A 21,754-nucleotide genomic window follows, 5' to 3' on the forward strand; every position below is an offset into this window, starting at 1 on the left:
CGGACGATGACACAGACCACATCCAGGACATCCGCCGGTTACCAGCGCGGTATCGCTCTCGCCGGAGCGCTCGTCAGCCTCGCGATGACGCTGGGCGCCTGCCAGCACGCCGCCGACAACAGTTTCGCGATGGTGAACGCGCCGGCCGACTATCGCCAGCGTCACCCGATCGCGGTCACCGAGGCTGATCGCTCGATCGTGGTCTTCGTCGGCCGCAGCCGCGGCGGCCTGACTGCCGAGCAGCGCGCCGAGGTGATGGGGATGGCGCAGGACTGGATGCGCGAGGGGACCGGCGCCGTCACCATCGACGTTCCCGTCGACACGCCGAACGCACGGACCGCCCAGGAATCGCTGCGCGAGATCCAGGCCACGTTCACCGCCGCCGGCGTGCCGCCGCGCGGGATCCTGGTTCGCAAATACCATCCCGAGGATCCGCGCCAGATGCCCGCGATCCGCGTGAACTATCCAAAGATGAAAGCGGTCGCCGGGCCGTGCGGCCTCTGGCCGGAAGATCTCGGCCCGTCGATCCACAACGGGTCCTACATCGAGAACAAGCAGTACTACAATTTCGGCTGCGCCAATCAGCGCAACCTTGCAGCCATGGTCGAAGACCCGACCGACCTCGTGCAGCCGCGCGCGGAGACCCCTGCCTATACGTCGCGTCGCAACATCGCCTTCGACAAGTATCGCAAGGGCACCACCACCGCCACGACCTATCCCGAGTCCGACAGGGCCAAGCTAAGCGACACAGGAAAATGATCACCTACGCGCAGCAAAACTCCGAAGAGCAGACGGACGCCCCGCCGCAGGCCGTGGACGACCATATTGCTCCGGCGCCACGGGTCTCGGTCCAGGCGTTCTGCGAAACGGTCGAGACCGCTGCCGCCGTGCAGTCGGCGGGCGAGGATCGCCGGCTGGCCAAGGCTCACCTCAAGATCCAGATGGGCGGCATGGCGGCCGCCATCGAGGCCTATCGCTCGGCGCCGACGCCCAACGTCATCATTCTCGAGACCGAGGGCCGCGGCGACATCCTGGCCGGCCTCGATCAGCTCGCAACAGTGTGCGATGCCGGCACCCGCGTGGTCGTGATCGGCCGCGTCAACGACGTCACCCTGTATCGCGAGCTGGTGCGCCGCGGTGTCAGCGATTACGTGATTGCGCCGGCCCATGCGATCGACGTGGTGCGTGCGGTCTGCAACCTGTTTTCGGCGCCGGAAGCCAAGGCGGTCGGCCGCATCGTCGCCGTCGTCGGTGCCAAGGGCGGTGTCGGTGCCTCGACCATCGCCCACAATGTCGCCTGGGCGATTGCCCGCGATCTGGCGCTTGATTCCGTGGTCGCCGACCTCGACCTCGCCTTCGGCACCGCCGGCCTCAACTACAACCAGGATCCCGCGCAGGGCATCGCCGATGCCGTGTTCTCGCCGGACCGCGTCGATACCGCCTTCGTCGACCGCCTGCTGTCGAAATGCACCGACCATCTGAGCCTGCTGGCGGCGCCGGCGACGCTGGACAAGGTCTACGATTTCGGCGCCGAGGCGTTCGACGCGATCTTCGATACGCTGCGGACCACGATGCCCTGCATCGTGCTCGACGTGCCGCATCAATGGTCCGGCTGGACCAAGCGCGCGTTGATCGCGGCGGACGACATCCTGATCGTGGCGGCGCCCGACCTCGCCAATCTGCGCAATGCCAAGAATATGTTCGACCTGCTGAAGGCCTCGCGGCCCAACGACCGCGCACCGCTGTATTGCCTGAACCAGGTCGGCGTGCCGAAGCGTCCCGAGATCGCGGCCGGCGAGTTCGCCAAGGCGATCGAAAGCCAGCCGATCGCCGCCATCCCGTTCGATCCGCAGATCTTCGGTTCGGCCGCCAACAACGGCCAGATGATCGCCGAGATTTCCGCCAATCACCGCGCGGTCGAGATGTTTCTGCAGATGGCGCAGCGGCTGACAGGCCGCGGCGAGACCAAGAAGCCGAGGGGGTCCTTCCTGTCGCCCCTGCTCGAAAAGCTGCGGTCCAAATAGTGGTCCGCGTGGAGTCAAGACGTCGTGTTTGGTAAGCGTAGCGGAAACGATGGGGACGTGCGGGCACCCAAGCCCGCGTTTCAGACGCCGGAGCCAGCCGGCGCGCCGGCGATGTCGCGCGAGCCCGTCGCACCGGCGATCTCGTCGCCGCCGCTGGCACCCAGCAAGCCACCGCCTGCCCCGGCCGTCGAAGCCCGCCGCTCGGACAACTACTACCAGGTCAAGGCGACGATCTTCGGCGCCCTGATCGAGGCGATCGACCTTGCCCAGCTCGCCAAGCTGGACAGCGAATCGGCGCGCGAGGAAATCCGCGACATCGTCAACGAGATCATCGCGATCAAGAACATCGTGATGTCGATCGCCGAGCAGGAGGAGCTGCTCGACGACATCTGCAACGACGTGCTCGGCTACGGCCCGCTGGAGCCGCTGCTGTCGCGCGACGACATCGCCGACATCATGGTCAACGGCGCAGGCACCGTGTTCATCGAAGTCGCCGGCAAGATCCAGCGCACCGGCATCCGCTTTCGCGACAACCAGCAGCTGCTCAATATCTGCCAACGCATCGTCAGCCAGGTCGGCCGGCGCGTCGACGAATCCTCGCCGATCTGCGACGCCCGCCTCGCCGACGGTTCGCGCGTCAACGCCATCGTGCCGCCGCTGGCGATCGACGGGCCCGCACTCACCATCCGCAAATTCAAGAAGGACAAGCTGACGCTGGAGCAGCTCGTCAAGTTCGGCGCGATCACCCCCGAAGGGGCGACCATCCTGCAGATCATCGGCCGCGTCCGCTGCAACGTGATCATCTCCGGCGGCACCGGCTCGGGCAAGACCACGCTGCTGAACTGCCTGACCAACTACATCGAGCACGACGAACGCATCATCACCTGCGAAGACGCCGCCGAGCTTCAGCTGCAGCAGCCGCATGTGGTGCGGCTGGAAACCCGGCCGCCGAACATCGAGGGCGAGGGCCAGGTGACGATGCGCGAACTGGTCCGCAACTGCCTGCGTATGCGCCCGGAGCGCATCATCGTCGGCGAAGTCCGCGGACCCGAAGCGTTCGACCTGTTGCAGGCCATGAACACCGGCCACGACGGCTCGATGGGCACGCTGCACGCCAACAATCCGCGCGAAGCACTGTCGCGCTGCGAATCCATGATCACCATGGGCGGCTTCGCGCTTCCGTCTCGCACCATTCGCGAGATGATCTGCGCCTCGGTCGACATCATCGTGCAGGCCGCGCGCCTGCGCGACGGTTCGCGCCGCATCACGCACATCACCGAGGTGATGGGCATGGAAGGCGATACCATCATCACCCAGGATGTCTTCCTCTACGACGTGGTCGGAGAGGACGCCAACGGCAAGATCATCGGCAAGCACCGCTCGACCGGCATCGGCCGGCCGCGCTTCTGGGAACGTGCGCGCTACTACAACGAAGAGAAGCGGCTTGCGGCAGCGCTGGATGCCTCCGACGCGCCGGCGCCGGTCTAGGGGAACGCAGGATGCAGACGCAAACTCTGGCTCTCGCCTTCCTCGCCGCCACGACGGTGGGCGGCATCGCCTGGGTCTTCCTGTATCCCTACCTCTCGGGGGAGAAGAAGGCCGAGTCGCGGCGGGCGTCGGTGGCGCGCAGCGAACCCACGACGACACGAAACGCCGACCGCACGCAGCGCTCCCGCCGCGAGCAGGTCGAAGGATCGTTGAAGGAGCTCGAGGCGCGGCGCCAGAAGGACAAGAAAGTCCCGCTCGGCCTGCGCATCTCGCAGGCCGGACTGGAGTGGTCGGAGCAGAAGTTCTGGATGATCTCCGGCGCTCTCGGCCTATTCGGGTTCGGCGCGGCATTCCTGGCCGGTGGCGGCATGCTCGGCGCGGCCGGCATCGGCTTTGCCATGGGTCTCGGCGCACCGCGCTGGCTGCTCGGCTTCTTGAAGAAGCGGCGGGAAAAGGCGTTCCTGAAGGCGCTGCCTGACGCCGTCGACGTCATCGTGCGCGGCATCAAGGCCGGTCTGCCGCTGTTCGAATCGCTCAAGGCGGTCGTCAACGACGCGCCGGAGCCGCTGCGCAGCGAGTTTCTCGCCATCATCGAGACCCAGGCGATCGGCATGCCGCTCGGCGAAGCCTGCTCCCGGCTCTACGAGCGGATGCCGCTGCCGGAGGCGAACTTCTTCGGCATCGTGATCGCGATCCAGCAGAAGTCCGGCGGCAATTTGTCGGAAGCGCTCGGCAATTTGTCGAGGGTGCTGCGCGACCGCAAGAAGATGGCCGAGAAGATCCAGGCGATGTCGATGGAAGCGAAGGCCTCCGCCGCCATCATCGGCTCGCTGCCGCCGATCGTGATGATCCTCGTGTTCCTGACGACGCCGGACTACATCGCCCTGCTGTGGACGAATTCGATGGGCCAGCTCATGCTGGTCGCCTGCGCGATCTGGATGTCGATGGGCGTGCTGGTGATGAAGAAGATGATCAACTTCGATTTCTGACGGTGCAGCATGATTGATATTCTGGTCGCCAAGCTCCACGACGTCAGGTTCATGACCATGCTGCTTGCCTTCTTCGCGGCAAGCGCGACGGTCTACACGCTGGTGATGCCGCTGCTGGCCGGCGGCGATCTCAACAAGCGCATGAAGGCGGTCGCCAGCGAGCGCGAGCGCCTGCGGCAGCGCGAGCGCGAACGCCTCTCCAGGTCGGAGAAGGTGACGCTGCGGCAGACGCCGAAGCAGGCGGTCTCCAAGATGGTGGATGACCTGAACCTCACCAAATGGCTGGCTCAGGAAGCGGCAATCGAGAAGCTGGTGATGGCGGGCTATCGCGGCCACGCCCCCTATGTCTACTTCCTGGCTGCGCGGGCGGTCACGCCGATCCTGATGCTGATCGGCGCAATCATCTATACATTCTTCATTGCCGGCGCGAACTGGTCGCTCACGCTCAAGATCGGCATTTGCGTCGGCGCGGCCTATGCCGGCCTGCAGGCGCCGATGCTGTTCCTGAAGAACGCGATCGCCAAGCGCCAGCTCCAGATCAAGCGCGCCTTCCCGGATTCGCTCGACTTGCTGCTGATCTGCATCGAGTCGGGCATGTCGGTCGAGGTCGCGTTCCGGAAAGTGGCCAACGAGATCGCCGGGCAGTCGGTCGCGCTGTCGGAGGAGTTCGCGCTGACCACCGCGGAACTGTCCTATTTGCAGGATCGCAAGACCGCCTACGAGAACCTGGCGCGCCGCACCGGCCTCGAAGGCGTGAAGTCGGTGTGCATGGCCTTGCAGCAATCCGAACGCTACGGCACGCCGCTCGGCCAGAGCCTGCGCGTGATGGCGCAGGAAAACCGCGACATGCGGATGAACGAGGCCGAGAAGAAGGCCGCAGCACTGCCGCCGAAGCTGACGGTGCCGATGATCCTGTTCTTCCTGCCTTGCCTGTTCATCGTGATCCTCGGGCCGTCCTACATCAAGATCGCCACGATGCATTGAGTTGCGTCGCCTGCGCGGCTGCCTTCTCCTTCCCCCTGAAAGGGGAAGGCCGGGATGGGGGTCAGCCGCAGACACTGCCGCTCGTGGAGAGATGATCCCCACCTGCTTTGCGCTCGCGAGCAAAGCGACCTCCCCTTTTCAAGGGGAGGCGGAGCTGCCGCGTTTGGTTTAGTCGTCCTTGGCGACGACCGGCGTCGCACGCGACGCGGTCCGCGGCCCGTCCTTGCGATTGAGCATGTCGCGGAGATAGGCGACGTTGGCCGCGGCCTCATCCGACGGCAGGTCGGCCTTGACGATTGTTTCCGCCTCCGCGAAGCGGCCCTGCAGGCCGACGACCAGCGCAAGGTTCTGCCGGATCCGGGTGTCGGCGCGGGCGCTGGCATAGGCCTGGCGCAGCGTCTGTTCCGCTTTCGGCAAATCCTTGGTCAGCATGTAGGACAGGCCGAGATTGGACAGCACCGACGGCTCGTCCGGAGCCAGCCTGAGCGCACTGGCGTAATAGCGCCGCGCCTCCTCGTGCCGGTTCATCTTGTCGAGCGTGGTGCCCTGCACCGACAGGATCCGCCAGTCCGGATTGTCCGGGCTGTGCGCGCGGCTCAGCACGTCGAATGCAGCCTGCGAATTGCCGTTGTCGGCCAGCGCGCGGCCATAGGCGGCGAGCAGCGCCTTGTTGCCTGGGTTGGCGATCGTGGCCTGCTCGAGCACAGCGCAGGCCTGCGAGCGCTGGCCGGTCATACGCAGGGCCTGGCCGTAGGCGACCGCGGCGGCGACATCCTTGGGATTCTTGCGATAGCGCTCGCCATAGGCCTCGACGGCCCGGCGCGGATCATCGGGCGTGGGATCGGACCGCGACGTGATCGATCCCGCCACGTCGGACATGGTCTGGCAACCGCCAAGCCCTGCGGCCAGGACCGCCAGAAGGGCTGCGGAAGCGAGATGCCGGGTCAGATTGGACTGTCGACACATGGCACTGTGACTCACGAAATCGGGCGAACGGTTCCAGCCGAGCGTGCCAGCAATAGACTGTTAACCCTAACGTCTGGTTAACTGGCGTCGCCGGCGAGCCGACGCTCCGGTTCCGGCCCTGCACGTCGCGTGAACCGTTGGCGCGCTACCATCTGTGGCGAAAGGCGTGTAGTAGCCCACCAGCGACGCCAGAACAGCCGAGAGCCGCATGCCATCCGTGTTCGAGACCGCCCCCGCGACCGCCGCCACGCCGATCACCTTCGTCACCGAGGCGACATGGGATGCGATTCAGGGCGAGCTGCCGGCGCTGGCGCGCCAGTTCGCGGCGGCCAATGACTTTGCCGCCAAAGCGGGCAAATTGCTCGTCCTGCCGGCGGCAGACGGCGGCATCGCGCGGGTGCTGTTCGGTCTCGAGGACGCCGACCACAAGGCGCGCGATCCGTTCCGGCCCGGCGCCCTGCCCGGCCTGCTGCCGCCGGGCGTCTACCGCTTCGCCAATGCACCGCACGACATCAGACTTGCCGCGCTCGCCTTCGCGCTCGGCTGCTATCGCTTCGGCCGCTATCGCACCAACAAGGTCCCCGAGGTCCGCCTGGTGCCGCCCGACGGCGTCGACACGGCGGAGATCACCCGGATGGCGGATGCCGCGGCGCTGGCGCGCGATCTCATCAACACGCCGTCCAACGACATGGGACCGGCCGAGCTCGCCGAGGTGGCGCGCGACCTCGCGACGCGGTTCGGCGCTGCCTTCAATTGCATCGATGGCGACGAGCTCGCGCAGAACTTCCCGCTGATCCACGCCGTCGGCATGGCGTCGACGCGGCCGCCGCGGCTGATCGAGCTGAGCTGGGGCGACCCCGCCCATCCGAAGGTGACGCTGGTCGGCAAGGGCGTCTGCTTCGACACCGGCGGGCTCGATCTCAAGCCGTCGAGCGGCATGCTCATCATGAAGAAGGACATGGGCGGCGCCGCCAACGTGCTGGCGCTGGCCCAGATGGTGATGGACGCGCAGCTCAAGGTGCGGCTGCGCGTGCTGATCCCGGCGGTCGAAAACGCGGTTGCCGGCAACGCATTCCGCCCGCTCGACATCTTCAGGTCGCGCAAGGGCATCACCGTCGAGATCGGCAACACCGACGCCGAAGGGCGGCTGGTGCTCGCCGACGCGCTGGCGCTCGCCGATGAGGAGACGCCGGATCTTTTGGTCGACCTGGGCACGCTGACCGGTGCCGCGCGCGTGGCGCTGGGCCCGGATCTGCCGCCGTTCTACACCAATGACGAGGCGCTTGCCGGCGACGTCGCATCTTGTGCGACGAGCGAGAACGACCCGTTGTGGCGGATGCCGCTATGGCCGGCCTACGACGCCTGGCTCGACTCGAAGACCGCCGATATTACCAACGCACCGTCGGGCGGTTTCGCGGGCTCGATCACCTGCGCGCTGTTCCTGCAGCGCTTCGTCGAGCACGCGAGGAGCTGGCTGCACGTCGACATCTACGGCTGGACGCCGTCGGCAAGGCCCGGCCGCCCTGAAGGCGGCGAATGCCAGGCGGCGCGCGCGATCTACAAATTGCTGAGCCAGCGCTATGCATGACCCCCGTCTGACGCCGGCCCGCGCCGACCTCGCGGCGAAATATCTCGAGGGCAAGGTCAAGGCCTTGCGCTTCGTCGAAGGCGAAGTGCTCGAGGTCGGCGACGCCATCGCGCCGCTGCGCCAGGCGCCGGCGAGCGATGCCGAACAGATGACGCAGGCGCTCCGGGGCGAGCGCGTCACGGTGTACGATCGCAACGGCGAAGGCTGGGCCTGGGGCCAGCTCGCCGATGACGGCTATGTCGGCTGGATTCCCGAAGCCGCGCTGGCCAAGCCAGGCGCCGTCCCGACGCACAAGGTCACGGCGCTGCGCACGCTGGCGTTTCCGGGCGCGTCGATCAAGCTGCCGCCGGTCGAGGCGCTGGCGATGGGGACGAAGCTCGCGATCGTCCGCGAGGACGGTGCGTTCGCGGTGACCCGCGAAGGCTGGCACCTGCCACGCCGGCATCTCGCGTCGCTCGACACGATGGCAGGTGATTTCGTTGCGATCGCCGAGCAATTCGTCGGCACACCCTATCTGTGGGGCGGCAAATCGAGTCTCGGGATCGATTGCTCCGGCCTGGTGCAGATCGCGCTGACCGCCGCCGGCACCGGCTGCCCGCGCGACAGTGACATGCAGCAAGACGGGCTCGGCCGCGAATTGACGGCCGCCGAATCGAAGCATCTACAGCGCGGCGACCTGATGTTCTGGAAGGGCCATGTCGCCATCGTGCGCGACGCGACAACGATCGTGCACGCCAACGCCCATCACATGGCAACGGTGGTGGAGAACACGCAGGCTGCCATCGCCAGGATCAAGGCCGCCGACAGCGAGGTCTTGGCGATCAAGCGGCTATAATTGCTTCCGTCATTCCGGGGCGATGCGAAGCATCGAACCCGGAATCTCGAGGTTCCCCGGTGCGCAATTGCGCACCTGAGGTTCAACGCTGCGCGTTGCCCCGAAACGACAGTCAGGTCGCCACAGCCCCGTCGCCGGCCGCTTCGATGCGGAACGCGGCGGCGAACAGCGCGCGGGTGTAGTCGCTCTTCGGGTTCCTGAACAGCTCGGAGGCGGGCCCCTCCTCCTCCACCTTGCCCGATTTCATCACGATCAAATGGCTCGCCAGCGAGGCGACCACGCGCAGGTCGTGCGAGATGAACATGTAGGTGAGGTCGCGCTTGCGCTGCAGGTCGCGCAGCAGGTCGACCATCTGGGCCTGCAGCAGCATGTCGAGCGCGCTGGTCGGCTCGTCCAGCACGACGAAATTCGGCTCCAGCACGACCGCGCGCGCGATCGAGATGCGCTGGCGCTGGCCGCCGGAGAATTCGTGCGGATAGCGGAAGCGCCAGTCGGGATCGAGCCCGACATCCTTCATTGCCTTGATCACCCGCGCCTCGCGCTCCTCGCGCGACAGCTGCTTCTGGTGCACCTCAAGGCCCTCGGCAATGATGTCGGCCACCGACATGCGCGGGCTGAGCGAGCCGAACGGGTCCTGGAACACGATCTGCATGTCGCGGCGGAACGGCCGCATCTGCTTGAAGCGCAGGCCCTGAATATCGTTGCCGAGGAATACGATCGGACCATCGGACGAAATCAGCCGGAGCAGCGCGAGCCCGAGCGTGGTCTTGCCGGAGCCGGATTCGCCGACCACGCCGAGCGTCTCGCCCTTGCGCACCGCGAGGCTGACGCCATCGACCGCCTTGATGTGGCCGACGGTCGAGCGCAACAGCCCGCGCTTGATCGGAAACCAGACCTTGAGATTGTCCGCCGACATCACGACCTCTGCGCCCGGCTGCGGCGGCGCCGGATCGGGCTTCGGCTCGGCCGCGAGCAGCGCCTTTGTATAGGCGTGCTTCGGCGCGGTGAAGACCTGCTCGACCGGGCCCTGCTCGACGATCTTGCCGTTGTTCATCACGCAGACCGTGTCGGCGATGCGGCGGACGATGCCGAGATCGTGGGTGATGAACAACAAGCTCATGCCGAGACGCGCGCGGATTTCGGCCAGCAGCGCCAGGATCTGCGCCTGCACGGTGACGTCGAGCGCGGTGGTCGGCTCGTCCGCGATCAACAGATCGGGCTCGTTGGCGAGCGCCATCGCGATCATCACGCGCTGGCGCTGGCCGCCGGACAATTGGTGCGGATAGCTCTTGAGCCGGGTTTCCGGCTCGGGGATGCCGACCTGGCCCAATAGCTCCAGCGTCCGCGCCCGCGCCGCCGCGCCACTGACGCCCCTGTGCAGCGACAGGATCTCGCCGATTTGGGTCTCGATGGTCTGGAGCGGATTGAGCGAGGTCATCGGCTCCTGGAAGATGATCGAGATGTCGTTGCCGCGGACCTCGCGCATCTCCTGGTCGGACGCGGTCAGGAGGTCGCGGCCGCGGAAGCGAATCGCGCCGGTGGGATGCGATGCCGTCGGATAGGGCAGCAGCTTCAGCACCGACAGCGCGCTGACGGATTTTCCCGAACCGGATTCGCCGACCAGCGCGACGCATTCGCCGCGCTTGATCGAGAACGAGATGCCGTCGACCGCAAGCGAGCGGCCGAAGGCGACCGAGAGGTCGCGGACATCGAGCAAGGGCTGGTTGATGGCGTCCATACCTCAGCCCTTCGAGAACGTCTTGCGTGGATCGAAGGCGTCGCGCGCGGCTTCGCCGATGAAGATCAGCAGCGACAGCATGATCGCGACCGAGAAGAAGCCGGTGAGGCCGAGCCACGGCGCCTGCACGTTGGCCTTGCCCTGCGACAGCAATTCACCGAGCGAGGGCGAACCGGGCGGCAGGCCGAAGCCGAGGAAATCCAGCGCCGTCAGCGTCATCACCGAGGACGAGACGATGAAGGGCAGGAACGTCATGGTCGCGACCATCGCGTTCGGCAGCAGGTGGCGGAACATGATCACGCCGTTGGAGACGCCGAGCGCACGCGCCGCCTGGATGTATTCGAAGTTGCGACCGCGCAGGAACTCGGCGCGCACCAGCCCGACCAGCGAGACCCACGAGAATAGCAGGAGGATGCCGAGCAGGATGAAGAAGCCCGGCGGCAGCACCGCCGAGATGATCAACAGCAGATAGAGCGAGGGGATCGCGGTCCATATCTCGATCAGCCGCTGGAAGATGAGATCGGTCCAGCCGCCGAAATATCCCTGCACGCCGCCCGCGGCGATGCCGATGATCGAGGACAGGATGGTCAGCGTCAGGCCGAACAGCACCGAGATGCGGAAGCCGTAGATCAGCCGCGCCACCACGTCGCGGCCCTGATCGTCGGTGCCGAGCCAGTTGTATTCGAGGTCGCGGCAGCCGGTCAGTCCCTTGCGCTTCACCACGTCCTTGCACTGCTCTTCGGTCAACAGCCAGGTCGGCTTCGAGGGCACCGCCGTCGGCGGATCGAGGTTGCGGCTGTCGTAGGAGTAGCGGATCGGCGGCCAGATCATGCTGCCGCCCTTGGCGGCGATCTGCTTCTGCAGGTATGGATCGCGATAGTCCGCCGCGGTCTCGAAGTCGCCGCCGAAGGTGGTCTCGGCATAGGTGAAGATCACCGGCCAGTAGAGCCGGCCGTCATATTTGACGACCAGCGGCTTGTCGTTGGCGATGAAATTGGCGAACAGCGACGCCACGAACAGCACGAGGAAGATCCAGAACGACCAGTAACCGCGGCGATTGGCCTTGAAGTTCTGCCAGCGCCGCCTGTTCAGCGGCGACGGCGAAAAGCCGTGATGCGTGGCGGGCACCGCCTCGCCGAGCGGCGACTGCGTCGAGGTCTCGACCGGTTGGGGCGCGAGCATCGTCATCAGACCTCCCGCGCTTCAAAGTCGATCCGGGGATCGATCCACATATAGGCGAGATCGGAGAGCAGATTGACCACCAGTCCGACCAGCGAGAAGATGAACAACGTCCCGAACACCACCGGATAGTCGCGGTTCAACACGCTCTCGAAGCCAAGCAGGCCGAGCCCGTCGAGCGAGAAGATGGTTTCGATCAGCAGCGAACCGGAGAAGAACGCGTGGATGAACGCGCCCGGAAACCCGGCGATCACGATCAGCATGGCGTTGCGGAAGATGTGGCCGTACAGCACCTGGCGCTCGCTGCAACCCTTGGCGCGCGCGGTCATCACATATTGCTTGCGGATCTCGTCGAGGAACGAGTTCTTGGTCAGCAGGGTCATGGTGGCGAAGGCACCGAGCGCCATCGATATCAGCGGCAGCGTCAGATGCCAGAAATAATCGATGATCTTCCAGTACCAGGGGAATTGCGCCCAGCCGTCCGAGGTCAGGCCGCGCAGCGGAAAGATATTGAGGAATGAGCCGCCGGCAAGCAGCACGATCAGGAGGATCGCGAACAGGAAGCCCGGTATCGCAAAGCCGATGATGATCGCCGCCGAGGTCCAGGTATCGAACCGCGAGCCGTCCTGCACCGCCTTGCGGATGCCGAGCGGGATCGAGATCAGATAGGTCAGCAGCGTCATCCAGATGCCGAGCGACATCGAGACCGGTAGCTTCTCCTTGATCAGCTGCAGCACGCTGACACTGCGGAAATAGCTGTTGCCGAAATCGAACCGCGCGAAATTCCACACCATCAGCGCGAACCGCTCCGGCGCCGGCTTGTCGAAGCCGAACTGCACCTCGAGCTTCTTGATGAAATCGGGATCGAGGCCCTGCGCGCCGCGGTATTTCGAGTTGATGGCTGCGCCTGCGCCCGCGCCCTGGCCGCGCTGCGCGCCGAAATCGCCGCCGCCTCCCGACACCCGCGATGTGCCGCCGGTGTCGGCGCCGTTGATCTGCGCGATGACGCGCTCGACCGGACCGCCGGGGGCAAACTGCACGACCACGAAGGAGACGAACAGGATGCCAAGCAGCGTCGGCAGCATCAGGAAGATACGTCGGGCGATATAGGCGCTCATCGGCTACTTCGCCTGCTCGAGCTTCGCGGCCTTGGCCGCATCATACCACCAGTTCTCCGGGGCGCCGACGCCCTGGGCATATTTCGCCAGCTTCTCGGTATGGCCGAACTGGTCCCAATAGGCGATCGGATGCGTGTTGCGGTACCATTGCGGCACCCAGTAGCGGCCGGCGCGGAACACGCGGTCGAAGGCGCGGCAGGCGATCGTCAGCTCATGGCGGCTGTTGGCGCCGATGATCTTCTCGATCAGCACGTCGATCGCGGGATTGGCGATGCCCGCGAGATTGTAGGAGCCCTTGGTCTTCGCGGCCTGCGAGGAGAAGAACGGCCGCATGCTGTCGCCGGGCGTCGCCGAGAAGCTGAAGCGCTGCATGGTCATGTCGAAATCGAAGTCTTCCACCCGGGCGCGGTACTGCACCGCGTCGACGAGGCGGAACGTTGCTTCGATGCCAAGCGTGCCGAGGTTCTTGATGTAAGGCCCATGGTGCGGCTGCAGCGAGGGCTCGTCGTTGAGGAATTCGATGGTGATGGGCTCGCCGTTCGGCAGCACGCGCTTGCCGTCCTTGACGACACAGCCGGCCTCGTTGAGCAGCTGCACCGCCTTGCGCAGCAGCGCGCGATCCTGGCCGGAACCATCGGACATCGGCGGCACGAACGGCAGGCCGAACACCTCATCGGGCACCTGGCCGCGGAACGGCTCGAGCAGCGCCAGCTCCTCAGGCGAGGGAGGCCCGTCCGCGACCATGTCCGAGTTCTGGAACGGCGACACGGTGCGCGCATAGGCATCGTACATGATGGTCTTGTTGGTCCACTCGAAGTCGAAGGCGCAGATCAGCGCCTCGCGCACGCGTGAATCCTTGAACTTGTCACGGCGCGTGTTGATGAACCAGCCTTGCGCGCCGGACGGCGTATCGTCGGGCAGCGTCTCGCGCTTGACGCGGCCATCCTTCACGGCGGGGAAATCGTAGCGTGTCGCCCAGACGCGCGCGGTGAACTCCTCGCGGAACAGATAGCTCTTCGAGGTGAAGCCCTCGAACGCCACATCGCGATCGCGATAGAATTCGTAGCGCACGGTGTCGAAATTGTAGCTGCCGCGATTGACCGGCAGCTCGGCGCCCCACCAGTCCTTGACGCGGTCGAATTCGACATAGCGGTTGACCTCGAACCGGCCGACCTTGTACGGCCCCGAGCCGAGCGGTGCATCGAGCGTCGAGTCCTCGAACGGCCGCTTCGCGTAATAGGCCTTGGAGAAGATCGGCAGACCCGCAACATAGAGCGGCACGTCGCGGGCGCGCCCCGCCGCGAAGGTCACCACCGCGGTCGCGTCATCGGGCGCCTCGGCCTTGACGAAGTCGCGCAGCTGCACCTGGATCAGAGGGTGGCCTTTTTCCTTCAGCGTATTGAGCGAGAAGGCGACATCCTGCGCGGTCAGCTTCGAGCCGTCATGGAAGCGCGCCTCGGGGCGCATGGTGAAGCGGTAGACCAGCTTGTCCGGCGAGATCTGCACCGACTTCGCGGCATAGCCGTACATCGCGTCGGGCTCGTCATTGGCGCGCGACATCAGCGTCGCGAACGTCATGTCCATGCCCTGCGCGCCTTCGCCCTTGAGGACGTAGGCGTTCAGCGAATTGAAGGTGTAGTAGGACTGGTTGTAACCGCGCACCCACGGGATCACCGAGAACGCCCCGCCCTTCGGCGCCTTCGGATTGACGTAGTCGAATATCTTGAAATCCGCCGGATATTTCAGGTCGCCGAACACCGACATGCCGTGCATCTCGGTTCCGTTGTCGGCCACCGCCGGCGCAGCACGCAAGCCTGCAGCACTCAACGCACCGATGCCGAGACCGAGTGCGTGCCGACGGGAGAATAGCGCCATGCGCGGATCCTTGAGTTTTATGAACGCTTGAGCTTGGCCGCCTTGTCGGCGTCGTACCACCAGATCGCAGGGAATCCCGATTGGCCATATTTCGGCAACTCTGCCGGACGGCCGAAGCGATCCCAGCGCGCTGTACGCACCTTAGGATAATTCCACTGCGGGACGACGTAATGATTCCACAATAGCACGCGGTCGAGCGCTTTTGTCGCCGCGACGAGATCCTCGCGATCCGTCGCAAAAATCACCCGTTCGATCAGCTTGTCGATAACCGGGCTCTTGATGCCGGCAATATTGCGCGATCCGGCGTTGTCTGCAGCTTTCGATCCCCAGTATTCACGCTGTTCGTTTCCGGGTGACAGGGATTCACCCCAGGATGCGGTGACGACGTCGAAATCCCAACTGCGAAGCCGGTTCTCATATTGGATCGGATCAATCGTACGCACCGTGATCGAAAATCCGAGCCGCTCGAGCGCCGGCTTGTAAGCCAGCATGATCCTCTCGAAATTCGGATCCTCACTCAACAATTCGATGGAGAACGGCTCTCCGCTCTTTGCATCCACGAGCTTCCTGTCTCGCACCTCGTACCCAGCCTCCCTGAGCAGACGAGATGCTTCACGGAGATTTTCGCGCACTGCTTCTGGATTGCCGCCGACCGGATTCGCATAGACCGTCGTGAATACTTCGGCAGGCACCTGATCACGCATGGATTCAAGAATGGCGAGCTCCTTGCCTTGCGGCAGCCCAGTCGCCATCAACTCCTCGGCGCCATCAAAGTAGCTAATGATGCGCTTGTATTGGCCGAAGAAGAGCAGCTTGTTGACCTCCTCGAAGTCGAACGCGTAATTCAGGGCGCGGCGAACACGCGGATCCTTGAATTTGGCGCGCCGCTGGTTCGGGACAAAGGCCTGCATGATGCCCGAACTGCGGTTCGGAAACTCTTCCAGCACCACGCGCTTGTCGGTGACAGCAGGAAAATTATAGGCGGTTGCCCATGCCTTCGCGCTGTTCTCCAAGCGCCAATCGATCTGATCGCCCTTGAATGCCTCAATCGCAACCGTCGGATCCCTGAAATACTCGTAGCGAAGTTCGTCGAAGTTGTTGCGCCCCACGTTGATCGCGAGGTCGCGCGCCCAATGGTCCTTGACGCGCTCAAGAGTCACCGTCCGTCCTGCGACGAACTCCTTGATCCGATACGGTCCCGATCCAAGCGGCTGCTCCAGCGTCGTCGCGGAGATATCGCGCTTGTGGCCTTGGCCATTGGTGCCTTCCCACCAGTGCTTCGGCAAAATCGTCAGTTGACCCACGATCTGCGGCAATTCGCGGTTGCCAGGCATATCGAAGACAAACTTCACTTCGCGATCGCTAATCTTTTCCGCCCTTACCACATGGCTGTAATAGGCAGAAAACATAGGGTGATGAGTCTTGAAGGCGTCGAGCGAGAAGATCACATCTTCCGGAGTAACCGGTGCTCCGTCATGCCACTTTGCCTGAGGGCGCAGACGATAAACGACATAAGAGAAGTCGTCGGGGTGACTTGCTGCCTCCGCCAGCGATCCGTACTCCGTTGAGACTTCGTCGAGCGAAGGTGTCGTCAGCGATTCATAAATGAGGGCGACAGCGCCTGCGATGGAGCCCTTCACACCCGAGACGACGATGTTGAAATTATCAAAAGTGCCGATTGAGATTTGCCGGACAAACCCGCCCTTCGGCGCATCCGGATTGACATAGTCAAAGCGCTTGAAGTCGACCGGATATTTGACATTCCCGAAAAGCGACAAGGCATGCCGCCATTTCAGCCCGTTGGGGGCATCGTCGGCGAAGGCCGGCGTGATCGCCGACAGGCCGGGGGTGAGTCCTAGCGCCGGAGCCATTGCCGCCAGTGCGCTGCCTTGAAGGAGGTGTCGTCGGGTGATCGCCAAATTCGGTCTTCCTGCTTGCGGCCCCGCTTACATGGGACCCAATATAAGGCAACGGTTCGACAAATTACGTTGCTTTTTCCTCATGATATTGGCCCGGGAACAATATCGGTGCGGCGAAACGTCCCGATAACAAGCCCGCGACAGCGGATTCCCCATGCAAAAACGGCCAGGCATTGCCTGGCCGTTTCATCCGCATGCTTGCGCGAAGCAAATCGCTACTTCGAGGCGGTCGGGAGCGGAGCCGGGTGCTCCGAGTTCGAATTCAGATAGGCGATGATGTCGGCGCGCTCGCTGTCCTTCGGGACGCCGGCAAAGCCCATCGCGGTGCCGGGAATGAAACCCTTCGGGTTGGTCAGGAACTTGTTGAGGTCGTCGAAGGACCATTCGCCGCCCTTGCCCTTCATCGCGGCCGAGAAATTGAAGCCACGGCCTTCACCCTTCTTCTCGCCGACGACGCCGAACAGGTTCGGACCGACGCGGTTGGGACCGCCCTTCTCGAAGGTGTGGCAGGCCTGGCACTTCTTGGCGGCCGCGGCGCCCTTCTCGACGGACGCGGTCTGCAGCAGCTTCTCGATCGGCTCGGAGGAGGCCGCCGCGGCCTCGCCGCCACCGCCATGGGACTCTTCCTTCACAGCGATCTCAAAACCCGGCTTCTCCGGCAGCTTCGGCGCGAATTTCGCGCTGGCGGCAAAGCTCATCACCAGGACGACGATGCAGGTGCCGAGAACCGCACCGAGGATTTTGTTGAGTTCGAAGGAGTCCATTTTGGGTCAGGCTCCGGGCCTTGAATGTCGACTTCAGGCCGGGAATACGGCCGCGGGGAAAGACCTGGGAATCGGCCTTATCGCACCGCCCCAAGCAGGGTTGAGATATCGGTTTGCCCGCGCTCTGGCAACCCGTATAAACGCGCCGAATTCAACCTCCTCCCCGGCAATTTCCGCAGGCCGGACGGGCCCCGACACGAATGACCGATCCCCGTACCTTGGTGCTGATTCCGGCCCGCATGGCCGCCACTCGCCTGCCGGGAAAGCCGCTGCTCGAGATCGCCGGCGTGCCGATGATCGTCCATGTGCTGCGGCGGGCCGAGGCAGCGGGCATCGGCCGGGTTGCGGTCGCCACCGACACGGCCGAGATCGCCGATGCGGTGAAGGCTGCCGGCGGCGAGGTCGTGATGACCCGTCCCGACCATCCGTCCGGCTCGGACCGGATTTATGAAGCGATGACGACCCTCGACCCGGCCGGCCATGCCGAGATCGTGGTCAATCTGCAGGGCGATTTCCCGACCATCAGCCCCGAGACCATCCGCAGCGTGATGCCGGCGCTCGACGATCCCGCGGTCGACATTTCGACCCTGGCCTCGCGCATCCATACCGAGGAGGAGGATCAGGCCCCCAGCGTGGTCAAGGCAGTCGGCTCGCCGATCGGGCCGAACCGGTTGCGCGCGCTGTATTTCACCCGCGCCACCGCGCCTTATGGCGACGGGCCGCGCTACCATCATATCGGCCTCTACGCCTACCGCCGCGCCGCGCTGGAGCGGTTCGTGGCGCTGCCGCCCTCGCCGCTGGAGCAGCAGGAAAAGCTCGAGCAGCTGCGCGCGCTGGAGGCCGGGATGCGGATCGACGTCACCATCGTCGATACCGTCCCGCGCGGCGTCGACACCCCGGCCGATCTCGAAACCGCCCGCAGAATACTTTCCAAAGCCTGACCGGCTGGTAAAAGGCCACCCATGACCAAGAAGCTGAAAATCGCGTTCCAGGGCGAGCCTGGCGCCAATTCCCATATCGCGATCGTCGAGGCCTATCCCGACGCCGAACCGATGCCCTGCCCGACCTTCGAGGATGCGCTGGCCGCGATTTCCTCGGGCGAGGCCGATCTCGGCATGATCCCGATCGAGAATTCGGTCGCCGGCCGCGTCGCCGACATCCATCATTTGCTGCCCGCCTCGGGCCTGTTCATCGTCGGCGAATGGTTCTTGCCGATCCGCCACCAGCTGATGGCGATCAAGGGCACCAAGCTCGCCGACATCAAGAGCGTGGAGAGCCACGTCCACGCGCTCGGCCAGTGCCGCCGCGTCATCCGCAAGCTCGGCATCAAGCCGATCGTCGCCGCCGACACCGCCGGCAGCGCCCGCGACATCTCCGAGCGCGGCGACAAGAGCGTGGCGGCGATCGCCTCCCGCCTCGCCGCCGATATCTACGGCCTCGACATTCTCGCCGAGGACATCGAGGACGAGGCCCACAACACCACCCGCTTCGTGGTGCTGGCGCGCGAGGCCAAATGGGCCGCGCAGGGCTCGGGGCCGCTGGTCACGACTTTTGTGTTCCGGGTGCGCAACTTGCCCGCCGCGCTGTACAAGGCGCTGGGCGGCTTTGCCACCAACGGCGTCAACATGACCAAGCTCGAAAGCTACATGGTCGACGGCAATTTCTTCGCCACGCAATTCTATGCCGATGTCGACGGTCACCCCGATGACCGCGGCCTCGCCTTCGCGATCGAGGAATTAAAATTCTTCTCGCGCGAATTCCGCATCGTCGGCGTCTATCCCGGCCATCCGTTCCGCGCCACCTTCAGCGAGACGCAGGACTGAGCCGCACGCGCCGTCCTCCCGGCGAAGGGAGGGACCCATAACCACCGATGTTCGTAGGCAGCAAGGCGACAACCAGTTTGCGCAACAACTGGGACCGCGGCATATGGGTCCCGGCTTTCGCCGGGACGACGATCACGAAGCCGCCGCCCTCTTCGCGAGCCCGAACGCCTCGGCGAGCAGGCTGTACGACTTCTTCCGCGCCGCGTGGTCGTAGACCGCGGTGATCACCATCAGCTCGTCGGCCTGGGTCGCCGCGATCAGCGGCTCCAGCTTCGTCATCACGGTTGCGGGGCTGCCGACGAAAAGGCGGGCGCGGTTGCGCGCGATCGAGGCGCGCTCGGCGTCGGTGTAGGGATAGGCCTCTGCCTCCTCGACGCTCGGCAGCGGCAGATACTGGCCGCGGTCGCGGCGCAGCCGGTTGAGATCCATCGACAGCGCAAGCCGCTCGGCTTCCGCGTCGGTCTCCGCCGTAACAACCGCAACCGCGAGGATCGCCTGCGGCGTCGCGCGCCAGCCCGACGGCTTGAAATGCGCGCGGTAGTTGGCCATCGCCGCAATTGCATCGTGAGTGGCAAAATGATGCGCGAATGCAAAGCCCATCCCGACCTGGGCCGCGAGCTCGGCGGAATAGTCGCTCGAGCCGAGCAGCCAGATCGGCGGCAGCGGCGAATCGTCCGGCATCGCCACCACATTGTTGTAGGGATGGCCGGGTGGGAAATCGCGCGTCTCCCACAAGGTCAGCTCGTGCAGCCGCTCGAGGAAATCATCGCCTTCGCGGCGATCGAGCCGGCTGCGCAGCGCATAGGCGGTGGCGCCGTCGGTGCCGGGCGCGCGGCCGAGGCCGAGATCGATGCGGCCGGGAAACAGTGCCTCCAGCATCTTGAAGCGCTCGGCGACGACGAGCGGCGCGTGGTTGGGCAGCATCACGCCGCCGGAGCCGACACGGATATGCGACGTCACCGCCGCGATCTGCCCGATCATCAGATCGGGCGCCGGACTCGCGACGGAAGCGAGGTTGTGGTGCTCGGCGAGCCAGTAGCGGATATAGCCGAGGCCATCGACATGGCGTGCCAGGTCGATGCTGTTGCGGAGCGCAACAGCCGGCCTGGTGCCGGTGGTGACGACGGACAGGTCGAGGACGGAGAGCGGAATCATGGCCGTCAACCTAGTGTGGCGCCAGGAGGCGACAAAGGCCCCGGCCGCGCAGACCAGTCCCGCGGCGGAACGCCGGCGCCGGCAGCCGTCGGCTTTGGGACGACATGCAATGACTCATCTTTGTACCACGCTACCCACAATCGATTTCGTTCTCCAATCAATTGCAAACAATCTACTTTATTAATATTTTTCAATATGTTAATGTCGTCTTCGGCGAAGTCGACGGACTGCCCACCGAACATTCCGGATAGTCAATTTTTGCCGAATCTGCGCCACGAATGGGCAATTTCCCATATCCGATGGGCTGTTTGATCCAACGCGTTTGGCTTATCTTAGGGCCTTCATATCCAGGCCGGACGTCTGCCCTCCAGTTGCGGAGCCCTTGCGTATCATGACCGAGACCATTTCCTCCGTGCCGAACGCGCCGCGTGCGCCCAAGGCGCCGAAAATCTCCTTCGAGTTCTTCCCGCCGAAGACCGAGGAGATGGAGCGCAATCTCTGGGAGACCATCAATCGCCTGGCGCCGCTGACGCCGAACTTCGTCTCGGTCACCTACGGCGCCGGCGGCTCGACCCGCGAACGCACCCATTCGACCATCACCCGCATCCTGCGCGAGACCGATCTGCTGCCGGCCGCGCATCTGACCTGCGTCAGCGCCTCGCGCGGCGAGATCGACGACATCGTCGACCGCTACCATGAGGTCGGCGTCCGTCACATCGTCGCGCTGCGCGGCGATCCGCCCGGCGGCATCGGCACGCCCTATTTCACCCATCCGGACGGCTACCAGAGCTCGGCCGAGCTCGTCGCCGGGATCAAGAGGCGCCACGCCGACATCGAGATTTCGGTATCCGCCTATCCCGAGAAGCATCCGGAAGCGAAGGATTTCGACGCCGACATCGACACGCTGAAGGCCAAGGTCGACGCCGGCGCGACGCGCGCGATCACCCAGGTGTTCTTCGACAACGACCTGTACCACCGCTATGTCGACCGGGTGCGCGCGCGCGGCATCGAGATTCCGATCGTGCCGGGCATCATGCCGATGCACAATTTCAAGCAGGCGCGCAATTTCGTGACGCGCGCCGGCACCAGCGTGCCGGACTGGCTCGCCGAGAAGTTCGAGGGCCTCGACAACGACGCCGAGACCCGCAAGCTGGTTGCCGCCACCGTCGCCGCCGGCCAGGTGCAGAAGCTGTTCAAGCACGGCGTCGACACCTTCCACTTCTACACCATGAACCGCGCGGACCTCGTGTTCGCGATCAGCCACCTGCTCGGCATCCGGCCGAACGGTGCCCAGAAAGCTGCCTGACAC

18 protein-coding genes are annotated in these 21,754 nt (G+C 64.8%); 10 read left to right on the forward strand and 8 right to left on the reverse strand.

Annotated features, from left to right (window positions below; genetic code table 11):
• Window positions 1–6 precede the first annotated feature (6 nt).
• From ACVWY5_RS35035 to ACVWY5_RS35055, 5 genes are read left to right on the forward strand one after another with little or no spacing between them, the layout of a single operon-like run.
• Window positions 7–759, forward strand: a complete 753-nt coding sequence (locus ACVWY5_RS35035; protein WP_028334673.1) for a CpaD family pilus assembly protein — start codon at window positions 7–9, stop codon at window positions 757–759.
• Complete coding sequence (locus ACVWY5_RS35040; RefSeq protein WP_018269598.1) at window positions 756–2,024, forward strand: AAA family ATPase; 1,269 nt, start codon at window positions 756–758, stop codon at window positions 2,022–2,024. The genes ACVWY5_RS35035 and ACVWY5_RS35040 overlap by 4 nt, the downstream gene beginning before the upstream one ends.
• Window positions 2,025–2,048: 24 nt before the next feature.
• A complete protein-coding gene (locus ACVWY5_RS35045) occupies window positions 2,049–3,512 on the forward strand; it encodes a CpaF family protein (RefSeq protein ID WP_028334672.1) in 1,464 nt (487 codons plus the stop codon).
• A gap of 11 nt (window positions 3,513–3,523) precedes the next feature.
• On the forward strand, window positions 3,524–4,501 hold the full coding sequence (locus ACVWY5_RS35050; protein WP_028334671.1) for a type II secretion system F family protein: 978 nt from the start codon (window positions 3,524–3,526) through the stop codon (window positions 4,499–4,501).
• Between the two features lie 9 nt (window positions 4,502–4,510).
• Window positions 4,511–5,485: a type II secretion system F family protein gene (locus tag ACVWY5_RS35055; RefSeq protein WP_028334670.1), complete on the forward strand. Its 975-nt coding sequence runs from the start codon at window positions 4,511–4,513 to the stop codon at window positions 5,483–5,485.
• A gap of 168 nt (window positions 5,486–5,653) precedes the next feature.
• Here the strand turns inward: ACVWY5_RS35055 and ACVWY5_RS35060 are convergent, their stop codons facing one another.
• Window positions 5,654–6,451 (reverse strand): tetratricopeptide repeat protein, encoded by a 798-nt coding sequence (locus ACVWY5_RS35060; protein WP_028334669.1) that lies wholly within the window; start codon window positions 6,449–6,451, stop codon window positions 5,654–5,656.
• A gap of 208 nt (window positions 6,452–6,659) precedes the next feature.
• Here ACVWY5_RS35060 and ACVWY5_RS35065 point away from each other — a divergent pair, with 208 nt between their 5' ends.
• Together ACVWY5_RS35065 and ACVWY5_RS35070 are read left to right on the forward strand one after the other, a co-directional pair.
• The gene (locus ACVWY5_RS35065; protein WP_028334668.1) at window positions 6,660–8,039 is read left to right on the forward strand and encodes a M17 family metallopeptidase; all 1,380 of its coding nucleotides are present in this window, start codon (window positions 6,660–6,662) and stop codon (window positions 8,037–8,039) included.
• Complete coding sequence (locus ACVWY5_RS35070; protein WP_028334667.1) at window positions 8,032–8,874, forward strand: NlpC/P60 family protein; 843 nt, start codon at window positions 8,032–8,034, stop codon at window positions 8,872–8,874. The genes ACVWY5_RS35065 and ACVWY5_RS35070 overlap by 8 nt, the downstream gene beginning before the upstream one ends.
• A gap of 112 nt (window positions 8,875–8,986) precedes the next feature.
• On the opposite strand, the gene ACVWY5_RS35075 is transcribed toward ACVWY5_RS35070, so the two are convergent.
• From ACVWY5_RS35075 to ACVWY5_RS35100, 6 genes are all read right to left on the reverse strand, one after another.
• Entirely contained in the window at window positions 8,987–10,612 is a 1,626-nt protein-coding gene (locus tag ACVWY5_RS35075) for an ABC transporter ATP-binding protein (protein WP_028334666.1), read from the reverse strand.
• Window positions 10,613–10,615: 3 nt separating this feature from the next.
• Entirely contained in the window at window positions 10,616–11,800 is a 1,185-nt protein-coding gene (locus ACVWY5_RS35080; RefSeq protein WP_028334665.1) for an ABC transporter permease, read from the reverse strand.
• Window positions 11,800–12,909, reverse strand: a complete 1,110-nt coding sequence (locus ACVWY5_RS35085; RefSeq protein ID WP_028334664.1) for a microcin C ABC transporter permease YejB — start codon at window positions 12,907–12,909, stop codon at window positions 11,800–11,802. The genes ACVWY5_RS35080 and ACVWY5_RS35085 overlap by 1 nt, the downstream gene beginning before the upstream one ends.
• Window positions 12,910–12,912: 3 nt before the next feature.
• Window positions 12,913–14,784, reverse strand: a complete 1,872-nt coding sequence (locus ACVWY5_RS35090; RefSeq protein ID WP_028334663.1) for an extracellular solute-binding protein — start codon at window positions 14,782–14,784, stop codon at window positions 12,913–12,915.
• 17 nt (window positions 14,785–14,801) lie between these two features.
• Window positions 14,802–16,703: an extracellular solute-binding protein gene (locus ACVWY5_RS35095; RefSeq protein ID WP_028334662.1), complete on the reverse strand. Its 1,902-nt coding sequence runs from the start codon at window positions 16,701–16,703 to the stop codon at window positions 14,802–14,804.
• A gap of 215 nt (window positions 16,704–16,918) precedes the next feature.
• Window positions 16,919–17,467 (reverse strand): c-type cytochrome, encoded by a 549-nt coding sequence (locus ACVWY5_RS35100; protein ID WP_028334661.1) that lies wholly within the window; start codon window positions 17,465–17,467, stop codon window positions 16,919–16,921.
• 200 nt (window positions 17,468–17,667) lie between these two features.
• On the opposite strand from ACVWY5_RS35100, the gene ACVWY5_RS35105 reads away from it, so the two are divergent.
• Window positions 17,668–18,408, forward strand: a complete 741-nt coding sequence (locus ACVWY5_RS35105) for a 3-deoxy-manno-octulosonate cytidylyltransferase (RefSeq protein WP_028334660.1) — start codon at window positions 17,668–17,670, stop codon at window positions 18,406–18,408.
• Window positions 18,409–18,429: 21 nt separating this feature from the next.
• Window positions 18,430–19,290 carry a prephenate dehydratase gene (locus ACVWY5_RS35110; RefSeq protein ID WP_028334659.1) on the forward strand — a complete coding sequence of 287 codons (861 nt, stop codon included), beginning with the start codon at window positions 18,430–18,432 and terminating at the stop codon, window positions 19,288–19,290.
• Between the two features lie 132 nt (window positions 19,291–19,422).
• Here the strand turns inward: ACVWY5_RS35110 and ACVWY5_RS35115 are convergent, their stop codons facing one another.
• Window positions 19,423–20,445, reverse strand: a complete 1,023-nt coding sequence (locus tag ACVWY5_RS35115; protein WP_028334658.1) for an LLM class flavin-dependent oxidoreductase — start codon at window positions 20,443–20,445, stop codon at window positions 19,423–19,425.
• Window positions 20,446–20,836: 391 nt separating this feature from the next.
• On the opposite strand from ACVWY5_RS35115, the gene metF reads away from it, so the two are divergent.
• Window positions 20,837–21,751 (forward strand): methylenetetrahydrofolate reductase [NAD(P)H], encoded by a 915-nt coding sequence (gene metF / locus ACVWY5_RS35120; RefSeq protein ID WP_016840922.1) that lies wholly within the window; start codon window positions 20,837–20,839, stop codon window positions 21,749–21,751.
• Window positions 21,752–21,754: the final 3 nt, after the last annotated feature.

Source organism: Bradyrhizobium sp. USDA 3256 (assembly GCF_054058275.1).